Raw genomic sequence first — 23,016 nt, 5'->3', positions numbered from 1 at the left:
CGGGACTCTCGCTCTTGCCGCCTTCCTGCAACCCGAATTATTTAGGGTATAAATTTTATACGAAAGGGCGCAGCACGCTGCGCCCTTAACAAGTCACGCCGAATAATGAAATTACTTGTTCTTTTTCTCGTTCAGCGCGCGAATGCGTGAAGAGAGCGAGAACAGGCGGATAAAGCCGCCCGCGTGGCTGTGATCGTAAACCTCATCTTCGCCAAAGGTAGCAAACTCTTCAGAGTACAGGCTGTTGGCGGATTTCTTCTGAATCGCCGTCACCTGGCCTTTGTACAGCTGCAGCACCACTTCGCCGTTCACTTCTTCGGCCAGCGCTTCTGCAGAGGCCTGCAGAGAACGACGCAGCGGAGCAAACCAGCGGCCGTCGTACACCACGTAGGACATTTCCAGGCCCAACTGCTCACGCCATTTGAAGCTGTCGCGATCCAGAACCAGTTGCTCAACGCCGCGCAGTGCCGCCACCATGATGGTGCCGCCCGGAGTTTCGTAGCAACCGCGAGATTTGATGCCTACCAGACGGTTTTCCACGATGTCGATCCGGCCCACGCCATGTTTGGCGCCCAGCACGTTCAGGGTTTCCAGACATTTGTATGGGCTCAAGGCTTCACCGTTAACCGCCACGACGCGGCCTTTTTCTACGGTGATGGTCACTTGCTCAGGCTGGTCCGGCGCTTCCTGCGGATCTACGGTCCAAACCCAGCAGTCTTTGTTCGGGGCATTCCACGGGCTTTCCAGCACGCCGCCTTCGGTAGAGATATGCCAGGCGTTCTCGTCACGGCTGTAGATTTTTTCCAGCGACGCAGTCGTTGGGATATTGCGCTCTTTCAGGTAATCCAGCAGCGCTTCACGGGAACGCAGGTTCCACTCACGCCAAGGCGCAACCACTTTCAGGTGTGGTGCCAGCGCGGTGTAGGTGGTTTCGAAACGCACCTGGTCATTACCTTTGCCGGTTGCACCGTGGCACAGCGCATCAGCGCCGACCTTCAACGCCAGCTCAACCTGCGCTTTAGCGATAATCGGGCGCGCCATTGACGTGCCCAACAGGTAGCTGCCTTCATACAGCGCACCGGTCTGCAGAACCGGATAAACGTAATCGCGGATGAATTCTTCACGCAGATCAACCACGTGACACTCAGAGGCACCGGATTGCAGGGCTTTTTGCTCCACGCCTTCCAGATCGCTGCGCTCCTGGCCGATATCCGCCACGAACGCCACCACTTCGCAGCCGCCGTAGTTTTCTTTCAGCCAAGGAATGATGGCCGAAGTATCCAGGCCGCCAGAGTACGCCAGAACGATTTTTTTGATGCCTTGGTTTTGCATGGTCTTTTCCTTTTTAATTCTAAATTTAAGCGAGGATCCGGGTGCCAATCGACACGCCGTTAAACAGAGCTGGAAGCTGATCGGCATGGCGCCAGCTGGCGATATCCACCGGCCGGCCAAGGGTGCGGGCCGCGTCGAGCGCCGCATTCACCTTCACCACCATACCATCGGTGATGATGCCTTGGGCAATCAGTTGTTCCGCTTTTTGTGCCGTCATTTCTGCAATGCGTTGCCCTTTCCCATCGAGAATGCCACTGACATCCGACAGCAGGATCAAATCCGCACCCAGCGTGGCGGCCAGGGCCGTCGCCGCCTGATCGGCGTTCACATTCATTAATTCCCCTTCGGCGGTGATGCCGATAGAACTGATCACCGGCAGGTAGCCAGCGCCCAGCAGGGTATTGAGCAGCACCGGTGAACCCGGTTGCGCGTTGCCTACGTGGCCCAGCGCCGGATCGAGTTGGGTCACGGAAACGCTGCCGCCGTCCGCCAGGCTCAGGCCCACCGCATTGATCCGGTGCTTGATGGCCCACGCCAGCAGGGTCTTGTTGGCAGTACCGGCCAGCGCGCCGGTAATGATGTCGATCTGGCCAGCAGGGGTCACCCGCAGGCCGTTTTTCTTCACCACCGGCAGAGAAAGTTGTTTCATCAGCTCATCCACCAGGCAACCGCCGCCGTGAACGATAACCAGCGGGCGCTGATGCTGCTGACGGTAGCTGTCCAGGGCGGTGAATAAACGCTCCAGCGCCTCTTCACTGTCTAATAACACGCCACCTAACTTGATAATTAACGGATTCATCGCTGTTTACATCCCACGCTGGTTATTCATTAAAGTAATGACTGGGTTTCCGGGAACCCAAAACGGATATTCAGGCATTGCACCGCCTGAGCAGCCGCGCCTTTCAACAGGTTGTCTTCCGCCGCTACCGCGATCAGGTGTTCGCCCTGAACGGCAAAGCCGATATCGCAGAACGGCAGGCCCACCACCGCTTTCAATGCCGGCACGCCTTTGTCGTACAGCCGCACCAGCGGTTTGTCGTCATAGGCGGCGTGATAGGCTGCGGCCACGTCCTGCGCGGTAACGCCGGCTTTCAAACGGCAGGTGATGGTTTCGAGAATACCACGCGGGAAGTTACCCAAATGTGGCGTGAAGATGACCGGCACACCCAGATGCGCAACGATTTCCGGGTGATGACGGTGGTTGAAGATACCGTACGGCTGCAAACTTACTTCACAGAAGCTGGTGGTCACGCTGGCTTTGCGGCCCGCGCCGCTGACGCCGCTGGTGGCGTTGATGACCGGCCATTGGTCAAGATTCAACAGCTGTTGATCGATCAAGGGTTTCAGCGCCAACTGCGCCGCCGTCGGGTAGCAGCCCGGTACGGCGATCAGTTGCGCCTGTTTGATTTTTTCGCTCTGCCACTCCGCCAGGCCATATACCGCCTGATCCAGCAGCTCAGGATGCTGATGCTCGAAACCGTAGTACTGGGTATAGAAACCGGCGTCTTTTACGCGGAACGCACCGGACAGATCGAACACCACACAGCCCGCAGCCAGGAACAAAGGCGCGATATCGTGGCTGACCTCGTGCGCCGTGGCCAGGAACACCACGTCGATGCCATCGGCGGCGGCAGCCACGTCAACCAGCGGTTGTAACGGCAGATCGACGATGCCTTTTAACTGGGGATGCAAATCAGAAAGCAATTTTCCTGCATCTGCACTTTGCGCTGAAACCGCTAATGCGGTTATGTTCATATGTGGGTGACGATTCAGGTAAGCCGTGAGCTCCGCTCCGGCGTAACCGCTGGCACCAACGATCAGCGTATTCAACATGTGGCCTTTCACCTTCTTGGCTTACGAGTGGTCGTATTCGACTCAGGTAACCGGGCTCACCAGCGTTGTTTCGCCGTTCACCCACGTGGTCGAGCGTTGATGTTTTTATAATCATCCGGGAATCGGGTTCCCTTACGCTCTAGCTTACTGTATTTTTATTCAAAATAAATGCATGAATATTGATACTACCCTAACCAAAGGCTGTCAACAGTGAAGATGAAATTACCTCCATTTATTGAGCTGTACCGGGCGTTGATCGCCACTCCGTCGATCAGTGCCACCGATGGCGCCCTCGATCAGAGTAATGAAGCGTTAATCAACTTGCTGGCCGGATGGTTTGCCGATTTGGGCTTTCGCGTCGACGTACAGCCGGTGCCCGATACCCGCAACAAATTCAACCTGCTCGCCAGCATCGGCGAAGGCAGCGGCGGCCTGCTTTTGGCGGGCCACACCGACACCGTACCTTATGACGAAGGCCGCTGGACGCGCGATCCCTTCACCCTGACCGAACACGACAATAAGCTGTACGGTCTGGGCACTGCGGACATGAAAGGCTTCTTTGCCTTTATTCTGGATGCCGTGCGCGACATCGATGCCGGCAAACTGACCAAGCCGCTGTATATTCTGGCCACCGCAGATGAAGAAACGACGATGGCCGGCGCGCGTTATTTCGCCGCCTCGACCGCCATCCGCCCGGATTTCGCGATTATCGGCGAGCCCACCTCACTGCAACCGGTGCGCGCGCACAAGGGGCATATGGCCAACGCCATCCGCATTGTCGGCCAGTCCGGCCACTCGAGCGATCCGGCGCGCGGCGTCAACGCCATCGATTTGATGCACGAAACCATTGGCCGCCTGATGGAACTGCGCAAAACGCTGCAGGAGCGCTACAACAATCCGGCATTCGCCGTGCCTTATCCGACGATGAACTTCGGCCATATCAGCGGCGGCGACGCGGCCAACCGCATCTGCGCCTGCTGTGAACTGCACCTGGACATTCGTCCGCTGCCGGGCATGACGCTCGACAATATCAACGAGCTGATGCACCAGACGCTGGAGCCGGTCAGCCAGCGCTGGCCGGGCCGCCTGAACATTGAAGAACTGCATGCCTCGGTCCCGGGCTACGAGTGTCCGACCGATCATCATATGGTGGCGGTGATTGAGAAACTGCTGGGCACCCGCACTCAGGTGGTCAACTACTGCACCGAGGCGCCGTTCGTCCAGCAGGTGTGCCCGACGCTGGTGCTCGGCCCGGGGTCAATCAACCAGGCGCACCAGCCGGATGAATACATCGATACGGCGTTTATCGAGCCGACGCGCAAGCTGCTGGGCCAGTTGGTCGAGCACTTTTGCCATCAATAAACCTGACACAAGGTAGGGGTAATGATTTATCATCGCCCCTACCTATTAAGAAGTATCAAAACAATATAATAAGCCAGACTGATAACCGGCGTGCCGTAATTAAATTTCAGAAAATGCGCCGATTTTGATGTTTTTTTGCTAAAAATAGTGTCAATTGACGATTGGACAGGAACGTGGCGAGATGAAACAGGCGCTCTTCGCCTGACACGTGAAATTTACTTACAAGATAAAAAATCATACAGAACTGGGCCAGGGGTTATATGAACGAACAATATTCGGCAATGCGAAGTAATGTCAGTATGCTCGGCAAATTGCTCGGCGATACCATCAAAGATGCGCTGGGCGAGCATATTCTCGATCGCGTTGAAACTATCCGTAAGCTTTCCAAATCTTCACGTGCCGGTAACGAGGCGCATCGTCAGGAGCTGCTTTCCACCTTGCAGAACCTGTCCAACGACGAGTTGCTGCCGGTCGCGCGCGCCTTCAGCCAGTTCCTTAATCTGACCAACGTCGCCGAGCAGTACCACAGCATTTCGCCCAATGGCGAAGCCGCCAGCAATCCCGAAGCGCTGGCCCAGCTGTTCACCCGGCTGAAAGACAAAAAGCTCAGCACCAAAGAGCTGCAAAATGCGGTCTCTCAGCTCTCCATCGAGCTGGTGCTGACGGCGCACCCGACGGAAATAACCCGCCGCACCCTGATCCACAAGCTGGTTGAGGTCAACACCTGTCTGAGCCAACTCGATCATAACGATCTGGCCGATTACGAGCGCAACAAGATCATGCGCCGCCTGCGCCAGCTGGTTGCCCAGTCATGGCACACCGACGAGATCCGTAAAAACCGCCCTTCGCCTATCGACGAAGCCAAGTGGGGCTTTGCGGTGGTGGAAAACAGCCTGTGGGAAGGGGTGCCTGCCTTCCTGCGCGAATTCAACGAGCAGTTGGAAAACTCCATCGATTACAGCCTGCCGGCGGAAGCCGTGCCGGTGCGTTTCACCTCCTGGATGGGCGGTGACCGCGACGGTAACCCGAACGTGACCGCCGAAATCACCCGTCACGTGCTGCTGCTCAGCCGCTGGAAAGCCTGCGACCTGTTCACCCGCGATATCCAGGTGTTGGTGTCCGAGCTGTCGATGACCGAATGTACTCCGGAATTGCGCGCCCTCGCCGGTGGCGACGAAGTGCAGGAACCGTACCGCGAAATCATGAAACAGCTGCGCGGCCAGTTGATGCGCTCTCAGGCCTATCTGGAAGGCCGCCTGAAAGGCGAACGCGTGCTGAAACCGAACGACCTGCTGGTAAGCAACGATCAGCTGTGGGAACCGTTGTTCGCCTGTTATCAGTCGCTGCAGGCCTGCGGCATGAGCATCATTGCCAACGGTCAGTTGCTGGATACCCTGCGCCGCGTTCGCTGCTTTGGCGTGCCGCTGGTGCGTATCGACGTCCGTCAGGAAAGCAACCGCCATACCGAAGCCATCGCCGAACTGACCCGTTATCTGGGCCTCGGCGACTACGAAAGCTGGTCAGAAGCCGACAAACAAGCATTCCTGATCCGCGAACTGAATTCCAAACGCCCGCTGGTGCCGCTGAAGTGGGAACCGAGTGCCGATACCCAGGAAGTGCTGGAAACCTGCCGCGTGATCGCCGAAGCGCCGCAAGGCTCCATCGCCGCCTACGTCATCTCCATGGCACGCACCCCTTCTGACGTGCTGGCGGTCCATCTGCTGCTGAAAGAAGCCGGTTGCCCGTTTGCGCTGCCGGTCGCGCCGCTGTTCGAAACCCTCGACGACCTGAACAACGCCGACGACGTGATGACCCAGTTGCTGAATATCGACTGGTATCGCGGCTTTATCCAGGGCAAGCAGATGGTGATGATCGGCTATTCCGACTCGGCGAAAGACGCCGGGGTGATGGCCGCGTCCTGGGCGCAGTACCGCGCGCAAGATGCCTTGATCAAAACCTGTGAAAAGGCCGGAGTGGCGTTAACGCTGTTCCACGGCCGTGGCGGTTCGATTGGTCGCGGCGGCGCGCCTGCGCATGCGGCGCTGCTGTCGCAGCCTCCGGGCAGCCTGAAAGGTGGCCTGCGCGTGACCGAGCAGGGTGAGATGATTCGCTTCAAATTTGGCCTGCCGGAAGTGGCCATCAGCAGCCTCGCGCTGTATGCCGGCGCGGTTCTGGAAGCCAACCTGTTGCCGCCGCCGGAGCCGAAGAAAGAGTGGCGTTCGCTGATGGACGACCTGTCGGAGACATCGTGCAAAATGTACCGCGGCTACGTGCGCGAGAATCCGGACTTCGTGCCTTACTTCCGCGCCGCAACGCCGGAGCTGGAACTGGGTAAACTGCCGCTGGGTTCACGCCCGGCCAAGCGCAAGCCAAACGGCGGCGTAGAAAGCCTGCGCGCCATTCCGTGGATCTTCGCCTGGACGCAGAACCGCCTGATGCTGCCGGCCTGGCTGGGTGCCGGTGCAGGTTTGCAGGAAGCGGTGAAAGCCGGCAAACAGAATCAGTTGGAGGCCATGTGCCGCGACTGGCCGTTCTTCTCTACCCGTATCGCCATGCTGGAAATGGTCTTCGCCAAGGCCGACCTGTGGCTGGCGGAATACTACGATCAGCGCCTGGTCGACAAATCGCTGTGGCCGCTGGGCCAGCAGCTGCGCGATCAGCTCGAAAGCGACATCAAGGTCGTGTTGACCATCGCCAATGACGCTCACCTGATGGAGGATCTGCCGTGGATCGCCGAATCCATCGCGCTGCGCAACGTGTATACCGATCCGCTGAACGTGCTGCAGGCAGAACTGCTGCACCGCTCGCGCCAGCAGGAACATCCTGATACCCGCGTTGAACAGGCATTGATGGTCACCATTGCCGGCGTCGCCGCCGGCATGCGCAACACCGGCTAGGTTGCGCGTCAAAGCACGGCTCCTGTTCACAGGAGCCGTTTTTCTATGTGTCGCTGACGGGCGCGGAGGTGCGCGATGGCGTTATCCCTCTCGGACTGGTTTGTTGCCAACGATATCGAATGCTCGCGCCTGACGGCGATCAATGCCTCCTTCCCCCGTCACACCCACGATGAATACGTGATCAGCGCCAATTTGAGCGGTACCGAACAGATTTGGCTGGACGGCAAAACCTCGCTGGTACGCGGTGGCGAAATCACCGTTTACAACCCGGCCAGCATTCAGTCCTCGCAATTTGGCAGCGAGCAAGTCGAATTCTGCAGCGTGCATTTACCGCAATCACTGCTGCGCAGTCTGGCCAACAACCATAACCTGAGTTCCGATCGCCAGGCGCCGGCGCTGACCGAAGGCGTGCTGCGCAACCCGGCGCTGTTCGACGCCATTTGCCGCTATGCCTGCACTCCGCACGACGCCGTTGAACAAGAGCAAAATCTGCTGTGGCTGCTGGGTACCCTGCTGGACGATCGCACCGCGGATCACCCGCAACCGACGGAAACCGTCGGCCGGGCACTGGAATTCATGCGCGACAACCTGACGCTGAAAATCAGCCTGGACACGTTGGCCCAGGTCAGCGGTATGAGTAAATATCATTTTGTCCGGCTGTTCCGGCAACGCGTCGGCATGCCGCCGCTGCAATATCACATGCAGTTGCGGCTGCTGGAGGCGCGTAACCTGTTGCGGCAGAATCAACACACGCTGGACGTGGCGCTGGCCCTGGGTTTTTACGATCAAAGCCATTTTATTAACGCTTTTCGCAAAACGATGGGCATCACGCCGCATCACTATCTGCAATCCTTCACCCGCTAAATAAACTCACGGTAGCCCGACACCACCACGTACAGCGCGAAGTAGCCAAAAATCACCGCCGAAGCAAAGTAAGAATATTTCAGCAGGCGTGCCCCCAGCATTTTGCCGCCCAGGCTGCCAACGGAACAAAGCACCGCCGTCCACACCACGCCGGCAATAAAAAAGCCGGAGAGGAACCACGACGTTGCCGCCGGCCCCCCCTGACCCATACGTGAAATCAGCGCGCCGCCCACCGCCGCAAACCACAGGATCGCCGTAGGAGATGACATAGCCAGCACCACGCCGCGCAGAAAGTTGCGCGGCACCGAGCGTGGCGTCTCCGGCTCAGCCACCGCCAGCTCAGTCGCCCTGGCGAAGGCCGCCCGCAGCATTTTGTAAGCGAACCACAGCAGCATCATTGAGCCGCCGATCCACAGTACCCAGCGGACACCTTGGTATTGCAACAGCACCGCCATGCCCGCCAGCGCCAGCACCGCATAAATCAGGTCACCCACGCAGGTACCGATCCCCAGCCAGAAGCCGTGAAAATAGCCGCGTTGCATCGCCAGCGTGATCATGGCGATATTGGCGATGCCAATATCCAGACAAAGCGACAAACTGAGTAAAAAACCATTGGAAAACGGCATCATGGTGACGAGCTCTTTTCATGGGGATGATGCGTCATCTCACCATGCCGCTAAAGAGGGGTATTGGAAGAAATTGCGCCCAACAAAAAGGGCGCTGTTTTTACGCAGCGCCCCTCCCGATAGCGAATGGATTATGCAGCGGCCGGGCGCACACCCAGCGTATGGCAGATGGCATAGCTCATCTCGGCGCGGTTCAGCGTATAGAAGTGGAAATCTTTCACCCCTTCGCGGCTGAGGATCTTCACCATGTCCATCGCGATATTGGCGCCGACCATTTTGCGGGTTTCGGCGTCGTCGTCCAGCCCTTCAAACATGCTGGTCATCCAGCTCGGTACGCGTACGTTGGTCATGGTGGCGAAACGCTGCAGCTGCTTGAAGTTGGATACCGGCAGAATGCCCGGCACGATTTCCACGTCAATACCGGTGGCGACACAGCGATCGCGGAAACGCAGATAGCTTTCCACGTCGAAGAAAAACTGGGTGATCGCGCGGTTGGCGCCGGCATCGATTTTACGCTTCAGGTTAATCAGATCCGCCTGCGGGCTTTTCGCCTCCGGATGCACTTCAGGGTAGGCGGCAACGGAGATATCGAAATCGCCGACTTCTTTCAGCAACCGAACCAAATCGGTCGCGTACATGTCCGGCTTGCCGCCACCCGGAGGCAGATCGCCGCGCAGCGCCACGATATGACGAATGCCGTTGTTCCAATAATCGGTGGCGATTTCACGCAGCTGAGCCGGGCTGGCGTCGATGCAGGTCAGGTGTGGAGCCGCATCCAGACCGGTGCGGTCCTTGATCCCTTTGATGATGCTGTGGGTGCGATCGCGCTCGCCCGAGTTTGCACCATAGGTCACAGAGACAAATTTAGGTTTCAGGCTGCTCAGACGATCAATGGACTGCCACAGGGTATCTTCCATCTCGCTGGTGCGCGGCGGGAAAAACTCAAACGATACGTTAATCTGGCCGTTTAATTCCGCCAGACTCTGATTCAGCGCTTCCCGCTGGTTTGCGTGAAAAAAACTCATACCCTGTCCGCCTCTTATCGATCACTGTTTTGCATTTTGCTTTATTTTAATAAGCGTCTATACGTTTAGACGTCTAAATAGAAAATGCCGTATGTTGGCTAAAGAGTCAACAGGAAACTGGGGGAATAAGATGATTAATCCTCACCGGCAAAGAGAAAGAATTTCATGTTCGAAACAAGATGAATTATGGCAGGAAAAACGAGGGGCGCGGTGAACCCGCGCCCGCAAGAAAATTAAAGCAGTTGCGCCAAACGGTTAAGGTCTGACTGGATCGCCCCGGCCGTGACGTCGCGGCCGGCACCCGGCCCGCGGATCACCAACGGATTATCGCGGTACCAGCGGCTTTCGATAGCAAACACATTGTCGCACGGCAACAGAGCCGCCAGCGGGTGCTCCGGACGCACCGCCTCTACCCCGACACGCGCCTTGCCGTTGGCATCGAAGCGCGCCACGTGCCGCAGCACCAGCCCCATTTCGCTGGCAGCCTCAAAACGCTGCAGCATCTGTTGGTTCAGCGCATCGCCGTTCTCGAAGAACTGATCGACAGAGCCCTGCTCGGCACCGGCAGGCACCAGCGACTCTACCCGCACCTGATTCGGTTCGATGTCATAGCCCGCCTCGCGCGCCAGAATGACCAGCTTGCGCATTACGTCCTGGCCGGAGAGATCGACGCGCGGATCCGGTTCCGTCAGCCCCTGCTGCCAGGCCTGATCCACCAGTTCGGTGAACGGCACCGTGCCGTCGAACTGCAGGAACAACCAGGAAAGCGTACCGGAGAAGATACCGCTGATCGCCAAAATGCTGTCGCCGCTGTCGCGCAGATCGCGCACCGTATGATTGACCGGCAGGCCCGCGCCGACGGTAGCGTTATACAACCAATGGCGGCCGGTTTTGGCGAAGGCATCGCGGATTTGGCGGTAGTTATCACCGCACGACGCGCCCGCCAGCTTGTTGGCGCTAATCACGTGAAAACCGTAGCTGGCGAAGTCCAGATACTGCTCGGCCAGATTTTCACTGGCGGTAACGTCAAGCACCACCAGATCGTCGAACGGGTGCGCACGCATCCACAGGAACAGAGACTCTTCGTCCAGTTCCTGCGCTTCGTCCTCGAAGAATGCCAGCGCGCGGCTGGCGTCCAGCCCGTCGTAATCCAGCAGGCTGCGGCGGCTGTCCACCACCCCGGCCAGAGTGAATTCAAAACCGCTGCGGGCGGAAATATTTTTCTGCTCGCGGGCAAACAGTTCCAGCCAGCGTGCGCCAATGTTACCTTTGCCGAACAGCACCAGACCGATGCGTTTCTCAGCGCGGAACAATGACTGGTGCAAGCCCTGAATCAGCAAGGCAGTCGGCCCCTGACGCAGTACCGCCACCAGGCTGATGCCGTCTTCCGCCTGCCAGATAAACTCAACCGGCTGGTCTTTCAACTGTTGGTAGAAACGATGGCTGTGCAGCGGGTTTTTGCAAACCCCCGCCCCCACCAGCGCCACCAGCGCCAGCCCTTCGCGCAGCTTCAGTTCCCCCGGCAACCCGGCATCCTGCAAGGTACGCAGCACGCTGTTCACCACTTCCGAGGTGTAGCACAGCTGAACCAGGTTGCGGTCCGGATGAATGCCGACGGCCAAGGGTTTGATCTGCGCGCGCTTCAGCACCAGATCCAGCTCTTTCTGCGCCAGCTTGAAATCATGCTGGCTGGCGACGCGCAGCTCAATCAGGCACACGTCATCATGGCTGGTGACAATCTTCGCGCCCGTGCCGGAAGCCAGCACGCGTTCGATGCGCGTTGAACCCTGTTCCGGCTGGTAACTGCATCGCAGCTGGAGATCGATATCGCTGCCGGAAACCGGCTGCAAGGTGCGGGTATGCAGCACCGGTGCCGCCAGACGCGCCAGTTCGCTGGCTTCATCCAACCGCAGCAGCGGCAGCAGGCAGGCATCTTTCACTTTACGTGGGTCGGCGCTGTACACCCCGGCCACGTCGCTCCAGATAGTCACGCGCTCCACGCCGGCCAAAGCGCCGACCTGGGTCGCGGAATAGTCACTGCCGTTACGCCCCAACAGCACGGTTTCACCGGCGTCGTTGCGTGAAATAAAGCCGGTCACCACCAGGCGTTTGCCTGGGTGCTGAGCCAGCAATTGTTGCAGCAGCGGGTAAGAACGGCCTTCATCAACCTGCGGCTGAGCAGAACGTTCCGTACGCAGGAAATCGCGCGCATCCAGCCAGGCCGCCTGCATATCCAACTTGTTCAGTACCGCAGCCATCAGCCGCGCCGACCAGATTTCGCCGTGGCCGACGACCTCGGCATAAGTCACGTCGTCAATCTTGTCATCCAGCAAAACTGCCAGACGCTCCAGATCCTGAATAAATTCGGCGATCAGCGGTTCGGCGGTTTCCGGCGGCAATAAACCGCCGATCAATTCGCTGTGATAACGACGCAGCGTCTGCTGAACCTGATGCGCAGAAAGGCGATCGCTCTGGCTGAGCTTCAGCCAGTTAATCAGTTGGTTGGTGGTGCTGCCGGCAGCCGACACCACCATCATATCGCCCGGCTGGCTGTATTCGGCCATGATCCCGGCCACACGCAGATAACACTTCACGTCCGCCAGGCTGCTGCCGCCAAACTTGTGCAGTTGACGCCCGCTCACCGGCCCTGCTACCGCAATTGCATTCATGCTTACCTCGTTGCCGCCGCCTGGAAAGCACGTTCCAGATCGGCAATCAAATCTTCGCTGTCTTCAATACCCACGGAAATACGCAGCAGGCTCTCGGAGATACCGGCCGCCGCACGTGCTTCCGCTGCCATACCGGCATGGGTCATGGTCGCTGCATGCGAAATCAGGCTTTCTACGCCCCCTAAGGATTCTGCCAGAGTAAACAGCTCAAGGGCAGAGAGGAAACGGCGAAGAAGCGCCTCATCACCATCCAGTTCAAAACTGAGCATCGCGCCAAAGCCGCGTTGCTGGCGGCGCGCAATCTCGTGCCCTGGGTTCTGTGGCAGAGAAGGATGATACAGCTTTTTCACCAGCGGTTGCTGCTGTAAATAACTGACAATCGCTTCGGCGTTTTGTTGCGCCGCCTTGATGCGTGGCGACAGGGTACGCATGCCGCGCAACAGCAAATAGCTGTCGAACGCGCCGCCGGTAACGCCGATATTATTGGCCCACCAAGCCAGCTCCACCGCCAGATCTTTATCTTTGGCGATCACCGCGCCGGCCACCACATCGGAATGGCCGTTGAGGTATTTGGTGCAGGAGTGAACCACCAGATCGGCTCCCAGTCCAATCGGCTGCTGCAGCGCCGGGCTGAGGAAGGTGTTATCCACTACCGTCAGCGCGCCTGCCGCATGCGCCGCCTCGCAAATCGCCGCAATGTCCACCACGCGCAAAAGCGGGTTGCTCGGGCTTTCTATCAGCACCAGTTTTGGCTTTTGCGCCAACGCCTGCGCCAACGCCTCTTCATTACTCTGATCGACAAACAGCACGCGGTAAGCGCCTCGCTTGCTCAGGCTGTCGAAAAGACGGTAGCTGCCACCGTAGCAATCGTGCGGCGCCACCAGCAGATCGCCGGGTTTCAGGAACACGGTGGTCACCAGATGGATCGCCGACATTCCGCTACTGGTCATTACCGCACCGGCGCCGCCTTCCAGCTCCGCCAGCGCACGTTGCACCACATCGCGCGTCGGATTGCCGCGGCGCGAGTAGTCATGAGCGCGAGGCTGGTTGAAATCGGTGAAATTATAGGTGCTGGAAAGATGGATCGGCGGGACAACGCAGCCGTACTGTTCGTCATCGTTCAGGCCGCTACGTACGGCAATCGTGGCTGGTTTACGCGTCATAGGGTCGCTCGGCTCTCAGGATTCGGATGAATGAGGGCTAAAGATTAATCGCAGCGGAGATGGACGTCAATACATCTGGACATCTAAACTTCTTTGCGTATAGATTGAGCAAAGCGGTAATACCCGCTAAAATTATGCCGGTTTGATATGACGATACGATGTTAACGCGAAATGCATAGGCGACACCTATTGATCTTGAGCATACAGTGACCCTGGTCGCGTAAAATTGACATTTATTTAGTGAGAACAGTGAAGATCGGGCATAATTGGCCGGTTTTTAGAATTTTGTAATTTTTCTGACAAATTTAAGGTGTCCCATGGCTGAGTGGAACGGCGAGTATGTCAGCCCTTACGCTGAACACGGTAAAAAAAGCGAGCAAGTAAAAAAAATCACGGTATCCATTCCGCTGAAGGTCCTGAAAATCCTCACCGATGAGCGGACTCGTCGCCAGGTCAATAACCTGCGCCACGCCACCAACAGCGAATTGCTGTGCGAAGCATTCCTGCATGCTTTTACCGGCCAGCCGCTGCCGAACGATGAAGACCTGCGCAAAGAACGCAGCGATGAAATCCCGGAAGCCGCAAAAGTGCTGATGCGTGAATTGGGTGTGGATCCCGATACCTGGGAATACTAACAGGTCGGCCTGCGAAAGCAGGAGGCAGAAACGAAAAAAGGCGCCGAAGGCGCCTTTTTCATCTGACGGTAAGAAATATTATTTCTTAGCGCCTGGTACGCTGAAACGCTTGTTGAAGCGGTCAACGCGGCCACCGGTAGCAACGTCACGCTGCTTGCCAGTGTAGAACGGGTGGCATTGACCACAAACGTCCAGGTTCAGATCGTGACCCACGGTAGAGCGGATTTTGATCACGTTACCGCAAGAGCAGTTAGCAGTAACTTCTTCGTATTTTGGGTGGATACCTTGTTTCATGGGAAACCTCAGTTAAGGCCGTGTCGCTATCCAGCCCTGTTTCGCCAGACACCACACGTGGTTGATAATATATTTTGGTATCGGATTATACCAAAGGCGGCAAACTATACAGAAATTCAATGTAGCGCGCAATTGGAACCGTACATTTTGCGGCCCGCAGTGTAAACTACCCGACACTTTTTCCATCTGGATGGCCGCCACATGCCCGTTGTACACGTTGCTTTACCGGTTCCCCTCGCCCGCACCTTCGACTATCTGCTGCCGCAAGGCCTGCAGCCGGTAGCCGGCGCGCGCGTTTGCGTACCCTGGGGTAAGCAACGGGCAATCGGCATCGTCACCGGCAGCAGCGACACCAGCGAACTGCCGCTGGATAAGCTCAAGCCCATCGACAGCATCATCGACAACGCCTCCCTGTTCTCCCCCAGCCTGTGGCGCATTCTTCGCTGGGCCAGCGACTATTATCATTATCCTATCGGCGAAGTGCTGTTCCACGCGCTGCCGATCCTGCTGAGGCAAGGCAAACCGGCTGAAGCCGCGCCGCTGTGGCAATGGTTCGCCACTGAACAGGGCCGCGCCACGCCGCCGGAAAGCCTGAAACGCGCCCCCAAACAACAACAGGCACTAGCCGCGCTGCTGCAACGCCCGGTGTATCGCCACCAGGTCAGCGAACTTGAACTGACCGAGAGCGCACTACAGGCATTGCGCGCCAAAGGGCTGATCGACTTACGGGCTCAGACTTTGGCGACGCAGGACTGGCGACCGGGTTTTGCAGTGCTCGGCGAACGGCTGCGGCTGAATACCGAGCAGGCCACCGCCGTGGGTGCGATCCGCAGCGAAGACGATCAGTTTGCCGCCTGGCTGCTGGCTGGGGTCACCGGCTCCGGCAAGACAGAAGTCTATCTCAGCGTGCTGGAAAACATTCTGGCCATGGGCAAGCAGGCGCTGGTGCTGGTGCCGGAAATCGGCCTGACGCCGCAAACCATCGCCCGCTTTCGCGAGCGCTTCAATGCGCCGGTAGACGTACTGCACTCCGGCCTCAACGACAGCGAACGGCTGGCGGTATGGCTGCGCGCCCGCAGCGGTGAAGCGGCGATTGTCATAGGCACCCGCTCTGCGCTATTTACTCCGTTCTCACGCCTGGGCGTGATCATTATCGACGAAGAGCACGACAGCTCCTATAAACAGCAGGAAGGCTGGCGCTACCACGCACGCGATCTGGCGGTGTTCCGCGCCCGGGAAGAGAACATCCCGATGGTCATGGGTTCCGCCACGCCGGCGCTGGAAACGCTGCACAACGTGCAACTGGGTAAATACCGTCAACTCAAGCTCACCCAGCGCGCGGGCAACGCCAAACCGGCGGCGCAGCATCTGATCGACCTGAAAGGCCTGCCGCTGAAGGTGGGTCTGTCGCAGCCTTTGCTGAAAAGCATGCAGCACCACCTGAAAGCCGGCAATCAGGTGATGTTATTCCTTAACCGTCGCGGCTATGCGCCGGCGTTGTTGTGCCACGAGTGCGGCTGGATTGCCGAATGCCAACGCTGCGATCATTACTACACCTTCCATCAGAACCATCGCCAACTGCGCTGCCACCACTGCGACAGCCAGCGGCCGGTACCGCACCAGTGTCCGCAATGCGGTTCAACGCACCTGGTCTCGGTCGGCGTCGGTACCGAGCAATTGGAAAACGAACTGGCGCCGCTGTTCCCGGAAACGCCGATCACCCGTATTGACCGAGACACCACCAGCCGCAAGGGCTCGCTCGAGCAGCATCTGGCGGATATTCACCGTGGTGGCTCACGCATTTTGATCGGCACCCAGATGTTGGCAAAAGGTCACCATTTCCCGGACGTGACGCTGGTCGCCCTGCTGGACGTCGACGGCGCGCTGTTTTCGGCTGATTTCCGTTCCGCTGAACGCTTTGCCCAACTGTATACCCAGGTCTCCGGCCGTGCAGGCCGCGCCGGCAAACAGGGTGAAGTCCTTTTGCAGACTCACCACCCGGAGCACCCGCTGCTGCAAATTCTGTTGCAGCAGGGCTACGAGGCCTTTTCCAAACAGACGCTGGCGGAACGCAACAGCGTCTTCCTGCCACCCTACACCAGCCATATCATCGTGCGTTCGGAAGATCACGATAACCAACAGGCGCCGCTGTTCCTGCAGCAGTTGCGCAACCTGCTGGAAGCCAGCCCGCTGAAAGACGACTCGTTGTGGGTCATGGGGCCCGTCCCGGCATTGCAGTCAAAACGCGGCGGCCGCTTCCGTTGGCAACTGCTGTTGCAGCACCCTTCGCGACGCGTGCTGCAACAGTTGATGAAAAGCTCGTTGCCGTTGATCGGTACACTGCCACAGGCACGTAAGGTGAAATGGACGCTGGACGTCGATCCGATAGATAGCTGAACCCGGAAAAGTCTGATTCAGTTCAGGCAAGGCAAACGTTTACCCTTGAAATTGCGAGCGAACGCTAAAAAACCTTCCTGGGTCACACTTTTTATGCAAATTAGGTAACAAAGGCGGGACATATTCTGTTTAGAATGTCTGCCAAGGCAATTTTGGCACCTAAAGTAGCACCGTGACAGAATGTTCGAATGCGGATGGCGCTAAATGATAACAACACCACCGTACGCCAAAATTTGTGAGCAAACTGCAGTAGTCGCGTTGGCATGGGGCTAACGCAAGGAGAAAGGCGTTGGAACACAAGAAAGAATTACCCATGGCAACCATGAAAGACGTTGCCGAGATGGCGGGCGTTTCAACGGCAACCGTGTCGCGCGCGCTGATGAACCCGGAGAAGGTGTCAACGCCGACGCGTCAGAAAGTGGAGCAGGCCGTCTTGGCCGTGGGCTACTCTCCTCATGCCCTCTCGCGCAATATCAAGCGCAATGAATCCCGTACCATTCTGGTGATCGTCCCCGACATTTGCGATCCGTTCTTCGCCGACGTGATCCAGGGGATCGAGCAGACTGCGGCGCAACAAGGCTATCTGGTGCTGATTGGCGATTGCGCTCAGCAAAACCAGCAGGAACGAACCTTCGTCAATCTGATTATCACCAAGCAAATCGACGGTATGCTGCTGCTCGGCTCCAACCTGCCCTTCGACGCCAGCAAGGAAGAGCAGCGCAATCTGCCGCCGATGGTGATGGCCAACGAGTTTGCCCCGGAGCTGGAACTGCCGACGGTACACATCGATAACCTGACCGCCGCCTTTGAGGCTGTACATTATTTGCACCAGCTCGGACACAAGCAAATCGCCTGTGTCGCCGGACCGGAACAGATGCCTCTCAGCCATTATCGGCTGCAAGGTTACATTCAGGCGCTACGTCGTAATGGCATTAACGTCGAAAGCAGCTATATTACCCGGGGTGATTTCACGTACGAAGCCGGTGCGCAGGCGCTGACAGCGCTGATGGCGCAACCAAAACCCCCGACGGCAATATTCTGCCACAGTGACGTCATGGCAATCGGCGTGCTGTCACAGGCGAAAAAAATGGGGCTGCGAGTACCGCAGGACCTTTCCATCGTCGGCTTTGACGACATCAAGCTGACGCAGTATTGCGATCCGCCGTTAACCACGGTGGCTCAACCGCGCTATGAGATCGGCCGGCAAGCGATGCTGCTGTTGTTGGAACAACTGCACGGACAGACAGTACCAAGTGGCTCCCGGCTATTGGACAGTGAATTAATTATCAGAGGCAGCACCGCTGCCCCTAAACGCTAGTCAAATATTTTAGGGTTCAGTAACATGCAGGACTTATCTCCTCATCAGGACACAGCGGAATAATAGTGGCACAAAAAGACTATGTAGGCCGTGGGCGCACAGGAGCGCGGCGCAAAACCCCCAGCCGTAAAAAGAGCAGTTCTCCGAAAGTATCCAAAACCGTGCTGGCGCTAGCCGTAGCACTTCTGGTGATCTTTATCGGTGGCCTCTATTTCATTACGCACAATAAACCGGACGATGTACCGTTGTTACCTGCACACAGCAACCGCCCTGGCAATGGCCTGCCGCCGAAGCCGGAAGAGCGCTGGCGCTATATCAAAGAGCTGGAGAACCGCCAGATTGGCGTGCAGACCCCGACCGAGCCAACGGCCGGCGGCGAAGTCAACTCCAAGACTCAGTTGACCACTGAACAACGCCAACTGCTGGAACAAATGCAGGCGGATATGCAACAGCGCCCAACGCAGTTGAATGAAGTGCCGTATAACGATCCTTCTCAAGCCGCGGCGCGCGGCAACAGCCGCCAGCAGCAGGTGCAGCAACAACAAATGCAGCAGCAAGTTCAGCAACAGGTGCAGCAACCACAGGTTACCCAGCCGCGTAATCCGTTTAACAACGGCGCAACCACGGCGCCGGTGCAACAGCACCAGCAGCAGGCTCAACCCAAACCCAAGCCGCAGCCGGTAACGCCGCCGCCGGTCCAGGTTAAGCAGCCTGAGCCTAAACCGCAGCCAAAACCTGAGGCAAAACCGGAAACCAAGCCGGAAGTGAAACAGGAAACGGCCAAGCAGGAAACCAAGCCTGAGCAGAAACAGAAGTGGATGGTGCAATGCGGTTCGTTCCGTGCCACCGATCAGGCGGAATCCGTCCGTGCGCGCCTGGCGTTTGAAGGTATCGAAAGCCGCATCACCGCCGGCGGCGGTTGGAATCGCGTGGTGCTCGGCCCCTACAGCAGCCGCGCAACAGCGGACAAAACCCTATCGCGTCTGAAGGGCGCTGGCATGTCAAGTTGCATTCCCCTCGCCGTTGGGGGTTGAAAAGCGTCAATCCCCCCCCATCTATACTCTCAATATGCCTCGTAGTGTCTGCGCAAGCAGACGCTGCGAGGGCTTCTTTCCGTCTTCAACGAGGGTCTGCTCGTGACAACAATTGTAAGCGTACGCCGCAACGGCCAGGTAGTGATCGGTGGCGATGGCCAGGCCACCTTGGGCAATACGGTAATGAAGGGCAACGTCAAGAAAGTGCGTCGCCTGTATAACGACAAAGTGATTGCCGGTTTCGCCGGTGGCACTGCGGATGCCTTCACGCTGTTTGAGCTGTTCGAGCGCAAGCTGGAAATGCACCAGGGCCATTTGGTTAAAGCGGCCGTTGAGTTGGCTAAAGACTGGCGTACCGACCGCATGCTGCGCAAGCTTGAAGCGCTGCTGGCCGTGGCGGATGAACACTCTTCGCTGATCATCACCGGCAACGGTGACGTGATCCAGCCTGAAAATGATTTGATTGCGATCGGTTCCGGCGGCCCATACGCCCAGGCTGCCGCTCGTGCGATGTTGGAAAATACCGAGCTGAGCGCCCGCGAAATCGTTGATAAATCCCTCAACATCGCCGGTGACATCTGTATTTACACCAACCATTTCCACACCATCGAAGAATTGCCTTCCAAAGCGTAAGGATCGAATACCATGTCTGAAATGACCCCGCGCGAGATCGTCAGCGAGCTGGACAGCTACATTATCGGCCAGAACAAGGCCAAACGTGCCGTTGCCATCGCCCTGCGTAACCGCTGGCGCCGGATGCAGCTCGATGAGATGCTGCGTCATGAAGTTACGCCAAAAAATATTCTGATGATCGGCCCGACCGGCGTCGGTAAAACTGAAATCGCCCGTCGTCTGGCGAAGCTGGCCAATGCCCCCTTCATCAAGGTAGAAGCCACCAAGTTCACCGAAGTAGGTTATGTCGGTAAAGAAGTGGATTCCATCATCCGCGATCTGACCGACGCCGCGATCAAAATGGTGCGTCTGCAGTCGATCGAGAAAAACCGCACCCGCGCCGAAGAGATGGCGGAAGAACGCATTCTCGACGTCCTGATCCCACCGGCCAAAAACAACTGGGGTCAGCCGGAAGAACATCAAGAGCCGTCGGCCGCGCGTCAGGCATTCCGCAAGAAACTGCGTGAAGGCCAGCTGGACGACAAAGAGATTGAAATCGATCTGGCTTCTGCGCCAATGGGCGTGGAAATCATGGCGCCTCCGGGCATGGAAGAGATGACCAATCAGCTGCAGTCGATGTTCCAGAATCTGGGCGGCCAGAAGCACAAACCGCGCAAGCTGAAGATCAAAGAAGCCTTCAAGCTGTTGATCGAAGAAGAAGCCGCCAAGCTGGTGAACCCGGAAGAGCTGAAAGAGCAGGCGATCGAAGCGGTTGAGCAACACGGCATCGTGTTTATCGACGAGATCGACAAAATCTGTAAGCGCGGTGGTCAAAGCTCCGGCCCGGACGTGTCACGCGAAGGCGTGCAGCGCGATCTTCTGCCGCTGGTGGAAGGCTGTACCGTTTCCACCAAGCACGGCATGGTGAAAACCGATCACATTCTGTTTATCGCCTCCGGCGCATTCCAGACCGCCAGCCCGTCGGATTTGATCCCGGAACTGCAGGGTCGCCTGCCGATCCGCGTTGAATTGCAGGCGCTGACCACCGAAGATTTCGAGCGTATCCTGACCGAGCCAAGCGCCTCGCTGACCGAGCAGTACAAAGCGTTGATGGGCACCGAAGGCGTCAATATCGAGTTCACCGCCGAAGGTATCCGCCGCATCGCCGAAGCCGCGTGGCAGGTTAACGAAAGCACCGAAAACATCGGCGCGCGCCGTCTGCACACCGTGCTTGAGCGTCTGATGGAAGATATTTCCTACGATGCGAGTGAAATTAACGGCCAATCCATTACAATTGATGCGGATTACGTGCGTAATCATCTGGATGAACTGGTAGCGGATGAAGATTTGAGTCGTTTTATCCTATAATCGCTCAATCATGTCCTGTCGGTCATCTGTGTGGGAGGCATTGCCTCCCACAATTATTTCTAACGGACACAGCCACTTACTCTGAAGCGAAAAATGAGCTCATCAACTTCCACCTCCCCGGCCAGAGCCTGGCTTGAAAGTTTACGACCGCGCACCCTGCCGCTGGCCTTTGCCTCGATCGTGGTCGGCTCCGCCATTGCCGCCTTGCATGACAGCCTGAAACCCGGCGTGGCGCTGCTGGCACTGCTGACCGCCGGTCTGCTGCAAATTCTCTCCAATCTGGCGAACGACTATGGCGATGCGGTAAAAGGCAGCGACAAGGAAGATCGTATCGGACCGCTACGCGGCATGCAGAAAGGCATGATCACCCAGGCACAGATGAAACGCGCGCTGGTCGTGACGGTGGTATTGATTGCCATCGCCGGTTGTTCGCTGATCGCCGTGGCCTGTGAGCAGCCCAGCGACGTCATAGGCTTTCTGGTGCTGGGCGGGCTTTCTATCGTCGCCGCCATTACCTACACCGTAGGTAACAAGCCTTACGGTTATCTGGGATTGGGCGATATTTCGGTGCTGGTGTTCTTTGGTTGGCTGAGCGTAGCGGGCACCTACTACCTGCAAACCCACGCTTTTGACAGCATAGTGATGTTGCCGGCCACCGCCTGCGGTCTGCTGGCAACCGCGGTACTCAATATCAATAACCTGCGCGATATCGAAAGCGATCGCGCCAACGGCAAAAATACCCTGGCGGTGCGGCTCGGCCCGCAGAAGGCGCGCTACTACCACGCCCTGCTGCTGATTGGCGCGGTTGCGTGTTTTGCGCTGTTTACGCTGCTTAATCTGCATAGCCTGTGGGGTTGGCTGTTTGTGCTGGCTATCCCGCTGCTGGTGCGTCATGGCCTGCGCGTACTGCGCGATCCGACCCCGGCCGGCATGCGGCCGATGCTGGAACATATGGTCAAGGCGGCGCTGCTGGCCAACGTATTGTTCGCCATCGGCGTGGCGCTCAGTTAAAAACTGATGATTTTGCCAACAGGGCGAATAAAGGGATATACTGATTATTCCAGCGGCAAACAGACGTAAAATCCTATGAAATACGATACTTCCGAACTTTGCGACATCTATCATGAAGAGGTGAACGTTGTTGAACCTCTATTCTCCAATTTTGGCGGGCGTACTTCATTTGGCGGGCAAATCACTACGGTGAAATGCTTTGAGGATAACGGCCTGTTATTCGATCTGCTCGAGGAGAACGGCCGTGGCCGCGTCCTGCTGATCGACGGTGGCGGCTCGGTGCGTCGCGCACTGATCAACGCTGAGCTGGCGCGTCTGGCAACCCAGAACGAATGGGAAGGCATCGTGGTTTACGGTGCAGTGCGCCAGGTAGAGGATCTGGAAGAGTTGGACATCGGCATTCAGGCGATGGCGGCCATTCCGGCGGGCGCCATCAGTGAAGGCGTCGGCGAAAGCGATATTCGCGTTAACTTTGGCGGCGTCACCTTCTTCTCCGGCGATCATCTCTATGCCGACAATACCGGGATCATTCTGTCTGAGGACCCGCTCGATATCGAGTAACCCGCAGAGATGAAA

19 protein-coding genes are annotated in these 23,016 nt (G+C 57.6%); 11 read left to right on the top strand and 8 right to left on the bottom strand.

The features are described from left to right. Positions 1-111: 111 nt before the first annotated feature. The 3 genes from ACUTQW_RS22830 to argC are packed head-to-tail and all read right to left on the bottom strand — an operon-like array spanning position 112 to position 3,165. The gene (locus ACUTQW_RS22830; RefSeq protein WP_004953146.1) at positions 112-1,332 is read right to left on the bottom strand and encodes an argininosuccinate synthase; all 1,221 of its coding nucleotides are present in this window, start codon (positions 1,330-1,332) and stop codon (positions 112-114) included. Between the two features lie 25 nt (positions 1,333-1,357). Further along, complete coding sequence (gene argB / locus ACUTQW_RS22825) at positions 1,358-2,131, bottom strand: acetylglutamate kinase (RefSeq protein WP_006328814.1); 774 nt, start codon at positions 2,129-2,131, stop codon at positions 1,358-1,360. Between the two features lie 29 nt (positions 2,132-2,160). Further along, complete coding sequence (gene argC / locus ACUTQW_RS22820) at positions 2,161-3,165, bottom strand: N-acetyl-gamma-glutamyl-phosphate reductase (RefSeq protein ID WP_006328815.1); 1,005 nt, start codon at positions 3,163-3,165, stop codon at positions 2,161-2,163. A gap of 216 nt (positions 3,166-3,381) precedes the next feature. On the opposite strand from argC, the gene argE reads away from it, so the two are divergent. The 3 genes from argE (at position 3,382) to ACUTQW_RS22805 (ending at position 8,288) form a co-directional block, all read left to right on the top strand. Further along, on the top strand, positions 3,382-4,527 hold the full coding sequence (argE, locus tag ACUTQW_RS22815; protein WP_004953157.1) for an acetylornithine deacetylase: 1,146 nt from the start codon (positions 3,382-3,384) through the stop codon (positions 4,525-4,527). A 260-nt stretch (positions 4,528-4,787) separates the two neighbouring features. Then, positions 4,788-7,424 (top strand): phosphoenolpyruvate carboxylase, encoded by a 2,637-nt coding sequence (ppc, locus tag ACUTQW_RS22810; protein ID WP_004953159.1) that lies wholly within the window; start codon positions 4,788-4,790, stop codon positions 7,422-7,424. Positions 7,425-7,499: 75 nt separating this feature from the next. Beyond that, entirely contained in the window at positions 7,500-8,288 is a 789-nt protein-coding gene (locus ACUTQW_RS22805) for a helix-turn-helix domain-containing protein (RefSeq protein WP_006328818.1), read from the top strand. Here ACUTQW_RS22805 and ACUTQW_RS22800 read toward each other — a convergent pair. The 4 genes from ACUTQW_RS22800 to metB all read right to left on the bottom strand — a co-directional run bounded on the left by ACUTQW_RS22800 (position 8,285) and on the right by metB (position 13,771). Next, positions 8,285-8,917 carry a LysE family transporter gene (locus tag ACUTQW_RS22800; protein WP_004953165.1) on the bottom strand — a complete coding sequence of 211 codons (633 nt, stop codon included), beginning with the start codon at positions 8,915-8,917 and terminating at the stop codon, positions 8,285-8,287. The genes ACUTQW_RS22805 and ACUTQW_RS22800 overlap by 4 nt on opposite strands. A 128-nt stretch (positions 8,918-9,045) precedes the next feature. Further along, positions 9,046-9,939 (bottom strand): methylenetetrahydrofolate reductase, encoded by an 894-nt coding sequence (gene metF, locus ACUTQW_RS22795; RefSeq protein ID WP_004953167.1) that lies wholly within the window; start codon positions 9,937-9,939, stop codon positions 9,046-9,048. Positions 9,940-10,172: 233 nt separating this feature from the next. Next, entirely contained in the window at positions 10,173-12,608 is a 2,436-nt protein-coding gene (locus ACUTQW_RS22790) for a bifunctional aspartate kinase/homoserine dehydrogenase II (protein ID WP_006328830.1), read from the bottom strand. A gap of 2 nt (positions 12,609-12,610) precedes the next feature. After that, entirely contained in the window at positions 12,611-13,771 is a 1,161-nt protein-coding gene (gene metB / locus ACUTQW_RS22785; protein WP_004953172.1) for a cystathionine gamma-synthase, read from the bottom strand. A 317-nt stretch (positions 13,772-14,088) separates the two neighbouring features. Between metB and metJ the strand changes: the two genes are divergently transcribed. Beyond that, positions 14,089-14,406: a met regulon transcriptional regulator MetJ gene (metJ, locus tag ACUTQW_RS22780; protein ID WP_006317756.1), complete on the top strand. Its 318-nt coding sequence runs from the start codon at positions 14,089-14,091 to the stop codon at positions 14,404-14,406. Positions 14,407-14,484: 78 nt separating this feature from the next. On the opposite strand, the gene rpmE is transcribed toward metJ, so the two are convergent. Next, positions 14,485-14,700 (bottom strand): 50S ribosomal protein L31, encoded by a 216-nt coding sequence (gene rpmE, locus ACUTQW_RS22775; RefSeq protein WP_004953176.1) that lies wholly within the window; start codon positions 14,698-14,700, stop codon positions 14,485-14,487. Positions 14,701-14,901: 201 nt separating this feature from the next. Here rpmE and priA point away from each other — a divergent pair, with 201 nt between their 5' ends. The 7 genes from priA to rraA all read left to right on the top strand — a co-directional run bounded on the left by priA (position 14,902) and on the right by rraA (position 23,001). Continuing rightward, entirely contained in the window at positions 14,902-17,097 is a 2,196-nt protein-coding gene (gene priA, locus ACUTQW_RS22770) for a primosomal protein N' (RefSeq protein ID WP_006328832.1), read from the top strand. A 289-nt stretch (positions 17,098-17,386) separates the two neighbouring features. Continuing rightward, the gene (gene cytR / locus ACUTQW_RS22765; RefSeq protein ID WP_006328842.1) at positions 17,387-18,415 is read left to right on the top strand and encodes a DNA-binding transcriptional regulator CytR; all 1,029 of its coding nucleotides are present in this window, start codon (positions 17,387-17,389) and stop codon (positions 18,413-18,415) included. Positions 18,416-18,480: 65 nt separating this feature from the next. After that, positions 18,481-19,449 (top strand): cell division protein FtsN, encoded by a 969-nt coding sequence (ftsN, locus tag ACUTQW_RS22760; protein WP_006328844.1) that lies wholly within the window; start codon positions 18,481-18,483, stop codon positions 19,447-19,449. A gap of 102 nt (positions 19,450-19,551) precedes the next feature. Further along, a complete protein-coding gene (hslV, locus tag ACUTQW_RS22755) occupies positions 19,552-20,082 on the top strand; it encodes an ATP-dependent protease subunit HslV (protein WP_004953184.1) in 531 nt (176 codons plus the stop codon). Between the two features lie 12 nt (positions 20,083-20,094). After that, positions 20,095-21,429, top strand: coding sequence for an HslU--HslV peptidase ATPase subunit (gene hslU / locus ACUTQW_RS22750; RefSeq protein WP_004953188.1), 1,335 nt, complete (start codon positions 20,095-20,097; stop codon positions 21,427-21,429). Between the two features lie 93 nt (positions 21,430-21,522). Next, a complete protein-coding gene (locus ACUTQW_RS22745; RefSeq protein WP_006328846.1) occupies positions 21,523-22,440 on the top strand; it encodes a 1,4-dihydroxy-2-naphthoate polyprenyltransferase in 918 nt (305 codons plus the stop codon). A 75-nt stretch (positions 22,441-22,515) separates the two neighbouring features. Beyond that, complete coding sequence (gene rraA / locus ACUTQW_RS22740) at positions 22,516-23,001, top strand: ribonuclease E activity regulator RraA (protein ID WP_004953191.1); 486 nt, start codon at positions 22,516-22,518, stop codon at positions 22,999-23,001. The last annotated feature ends 15 nt before the right edge of the window (positions 23,002-23,016 follow it).

The organism is Serratia sp. TSA_7, assembly GCF_052692135.1.
This window is presented reverse-complemented; position numbering and strand designations above follow the sequence as displayed.

What these genes read in the sequence shown, in the direction of transcription:
- ACUTQW_RS22830 (WP_004953146.1), bottom strand. Translation starts at nt 1,332, where the DNA reads ATGCAAAACCAAGGCATCAAAAAAATCGTTCTGGCGTACTCTGGCGGC.
- argB (WP_006328814.1), bottom strand. Translation starts at nt 2,131, where the DNA reads ATGAATCCGTTAATTATCAAGTTAGGTGGCGTGTTATTAGACAGTGAA.
- argC (WP_006328815.1), bottom strand. Translation starts at nt 3,165, where the DNA reads ATGTTGAATACGCTGATCGTTGGTGCCAGCGGTTACGCCGGAGCGGAG.
- argE (WP_004953157.1), top strand. Translation starts at nt 3,382, where the DNA reads ATGAAATTACCTCCATTTATTGAGCTGTACCGGGCGTTGATCGCCACT.
- ppc (WP_004953159.1), top strand. Translation starts at nt 4,788, where the DNA reads ATGAACGAACAATATTCGGCAATGCGAAGTAATGTCAGTATGCTCGGC.
- ACUTQW_RS22805 (WP_006328818.1), top strand. Translation starts at nt 7,500, where the DNA reads ATGGCGTTATCCCTCTCGGACTGGTTTGTTGCCAACGATATCGAATGC.
- ACUTQW_RS22800 (WP_004953165.1), bottom strand. Translation starts at nt 8,917, where the DNA reads ATGATGCCGTTTTCCAATGGTTTTTTACTCAGTTTGTCGCTTTGTCTG.
- metF (WP_004953167.1), bottom strand. Translation starts at nt 9,939, where the DNA reads ATGAGTTTTTTTCACGCAAACCAGCGGGAAGCGCTGAATCAGAGTCTG.
- ACUTQW_RS22790 (WP_006328830.1), bottom strand. Translation starts at nt 12,608, where the DNA reads ATGAATGCAATTGCGGTAGCAGGGCCGGTGAGCGGGCGTCAACTGCAC.
- metB (WP_004953172.1), bottom strand. Translation starts at nt 13,771, where the DNA reads ATGACGCGTAAACCAGCCACGATTGCCGTACGTAGCGGCCTGAACGAT.
- metJ (WP_006317756.1), top strand. Translation starts at nt 14,089, where the DNA reads ATGGCTGAGTGGAACGGCGAGTATGTCAGCCCTTACGCTGAACACGGT.
- rpmE (WP_004953176.1), bottom strand. Translation starts at nt 14,700, where the DNA reads ATGAAACAAGGTATCCACCCAAAATACGAAGAAGTTACTGCTAACTGC.
- priA (WP_006328832.1), top strand. Translation starts at nt 14,902, where the DNA reads ATGCCCGTTGTACACGTTGCTTTACCGGTTCCCCTCGCCCGCACCTTC.
- hslU (WP_004953188.1), top strand. Translation starts at nt 20,095, where the DNA reads ATGTCTGAAATGACCCCGCGCGAGATCGTCAGCGAGCTGGACAGCTAC.
- ACUTQW_RS22745 (WP_006328846.1), top strand. Translation starts at nt 21,523, where the DNA reads ATGAGCTCATCAACTTCCACCTCCCCGGCCAGAGCCTGGCTTGAAAGT.
- rraA (WP_004953191.1), top strand. Translation starts at nt 22,516, where the DNA reads ATGAAATACGATACTTCCGAACTTTGCGACATCTATCATGAAGAGGTG.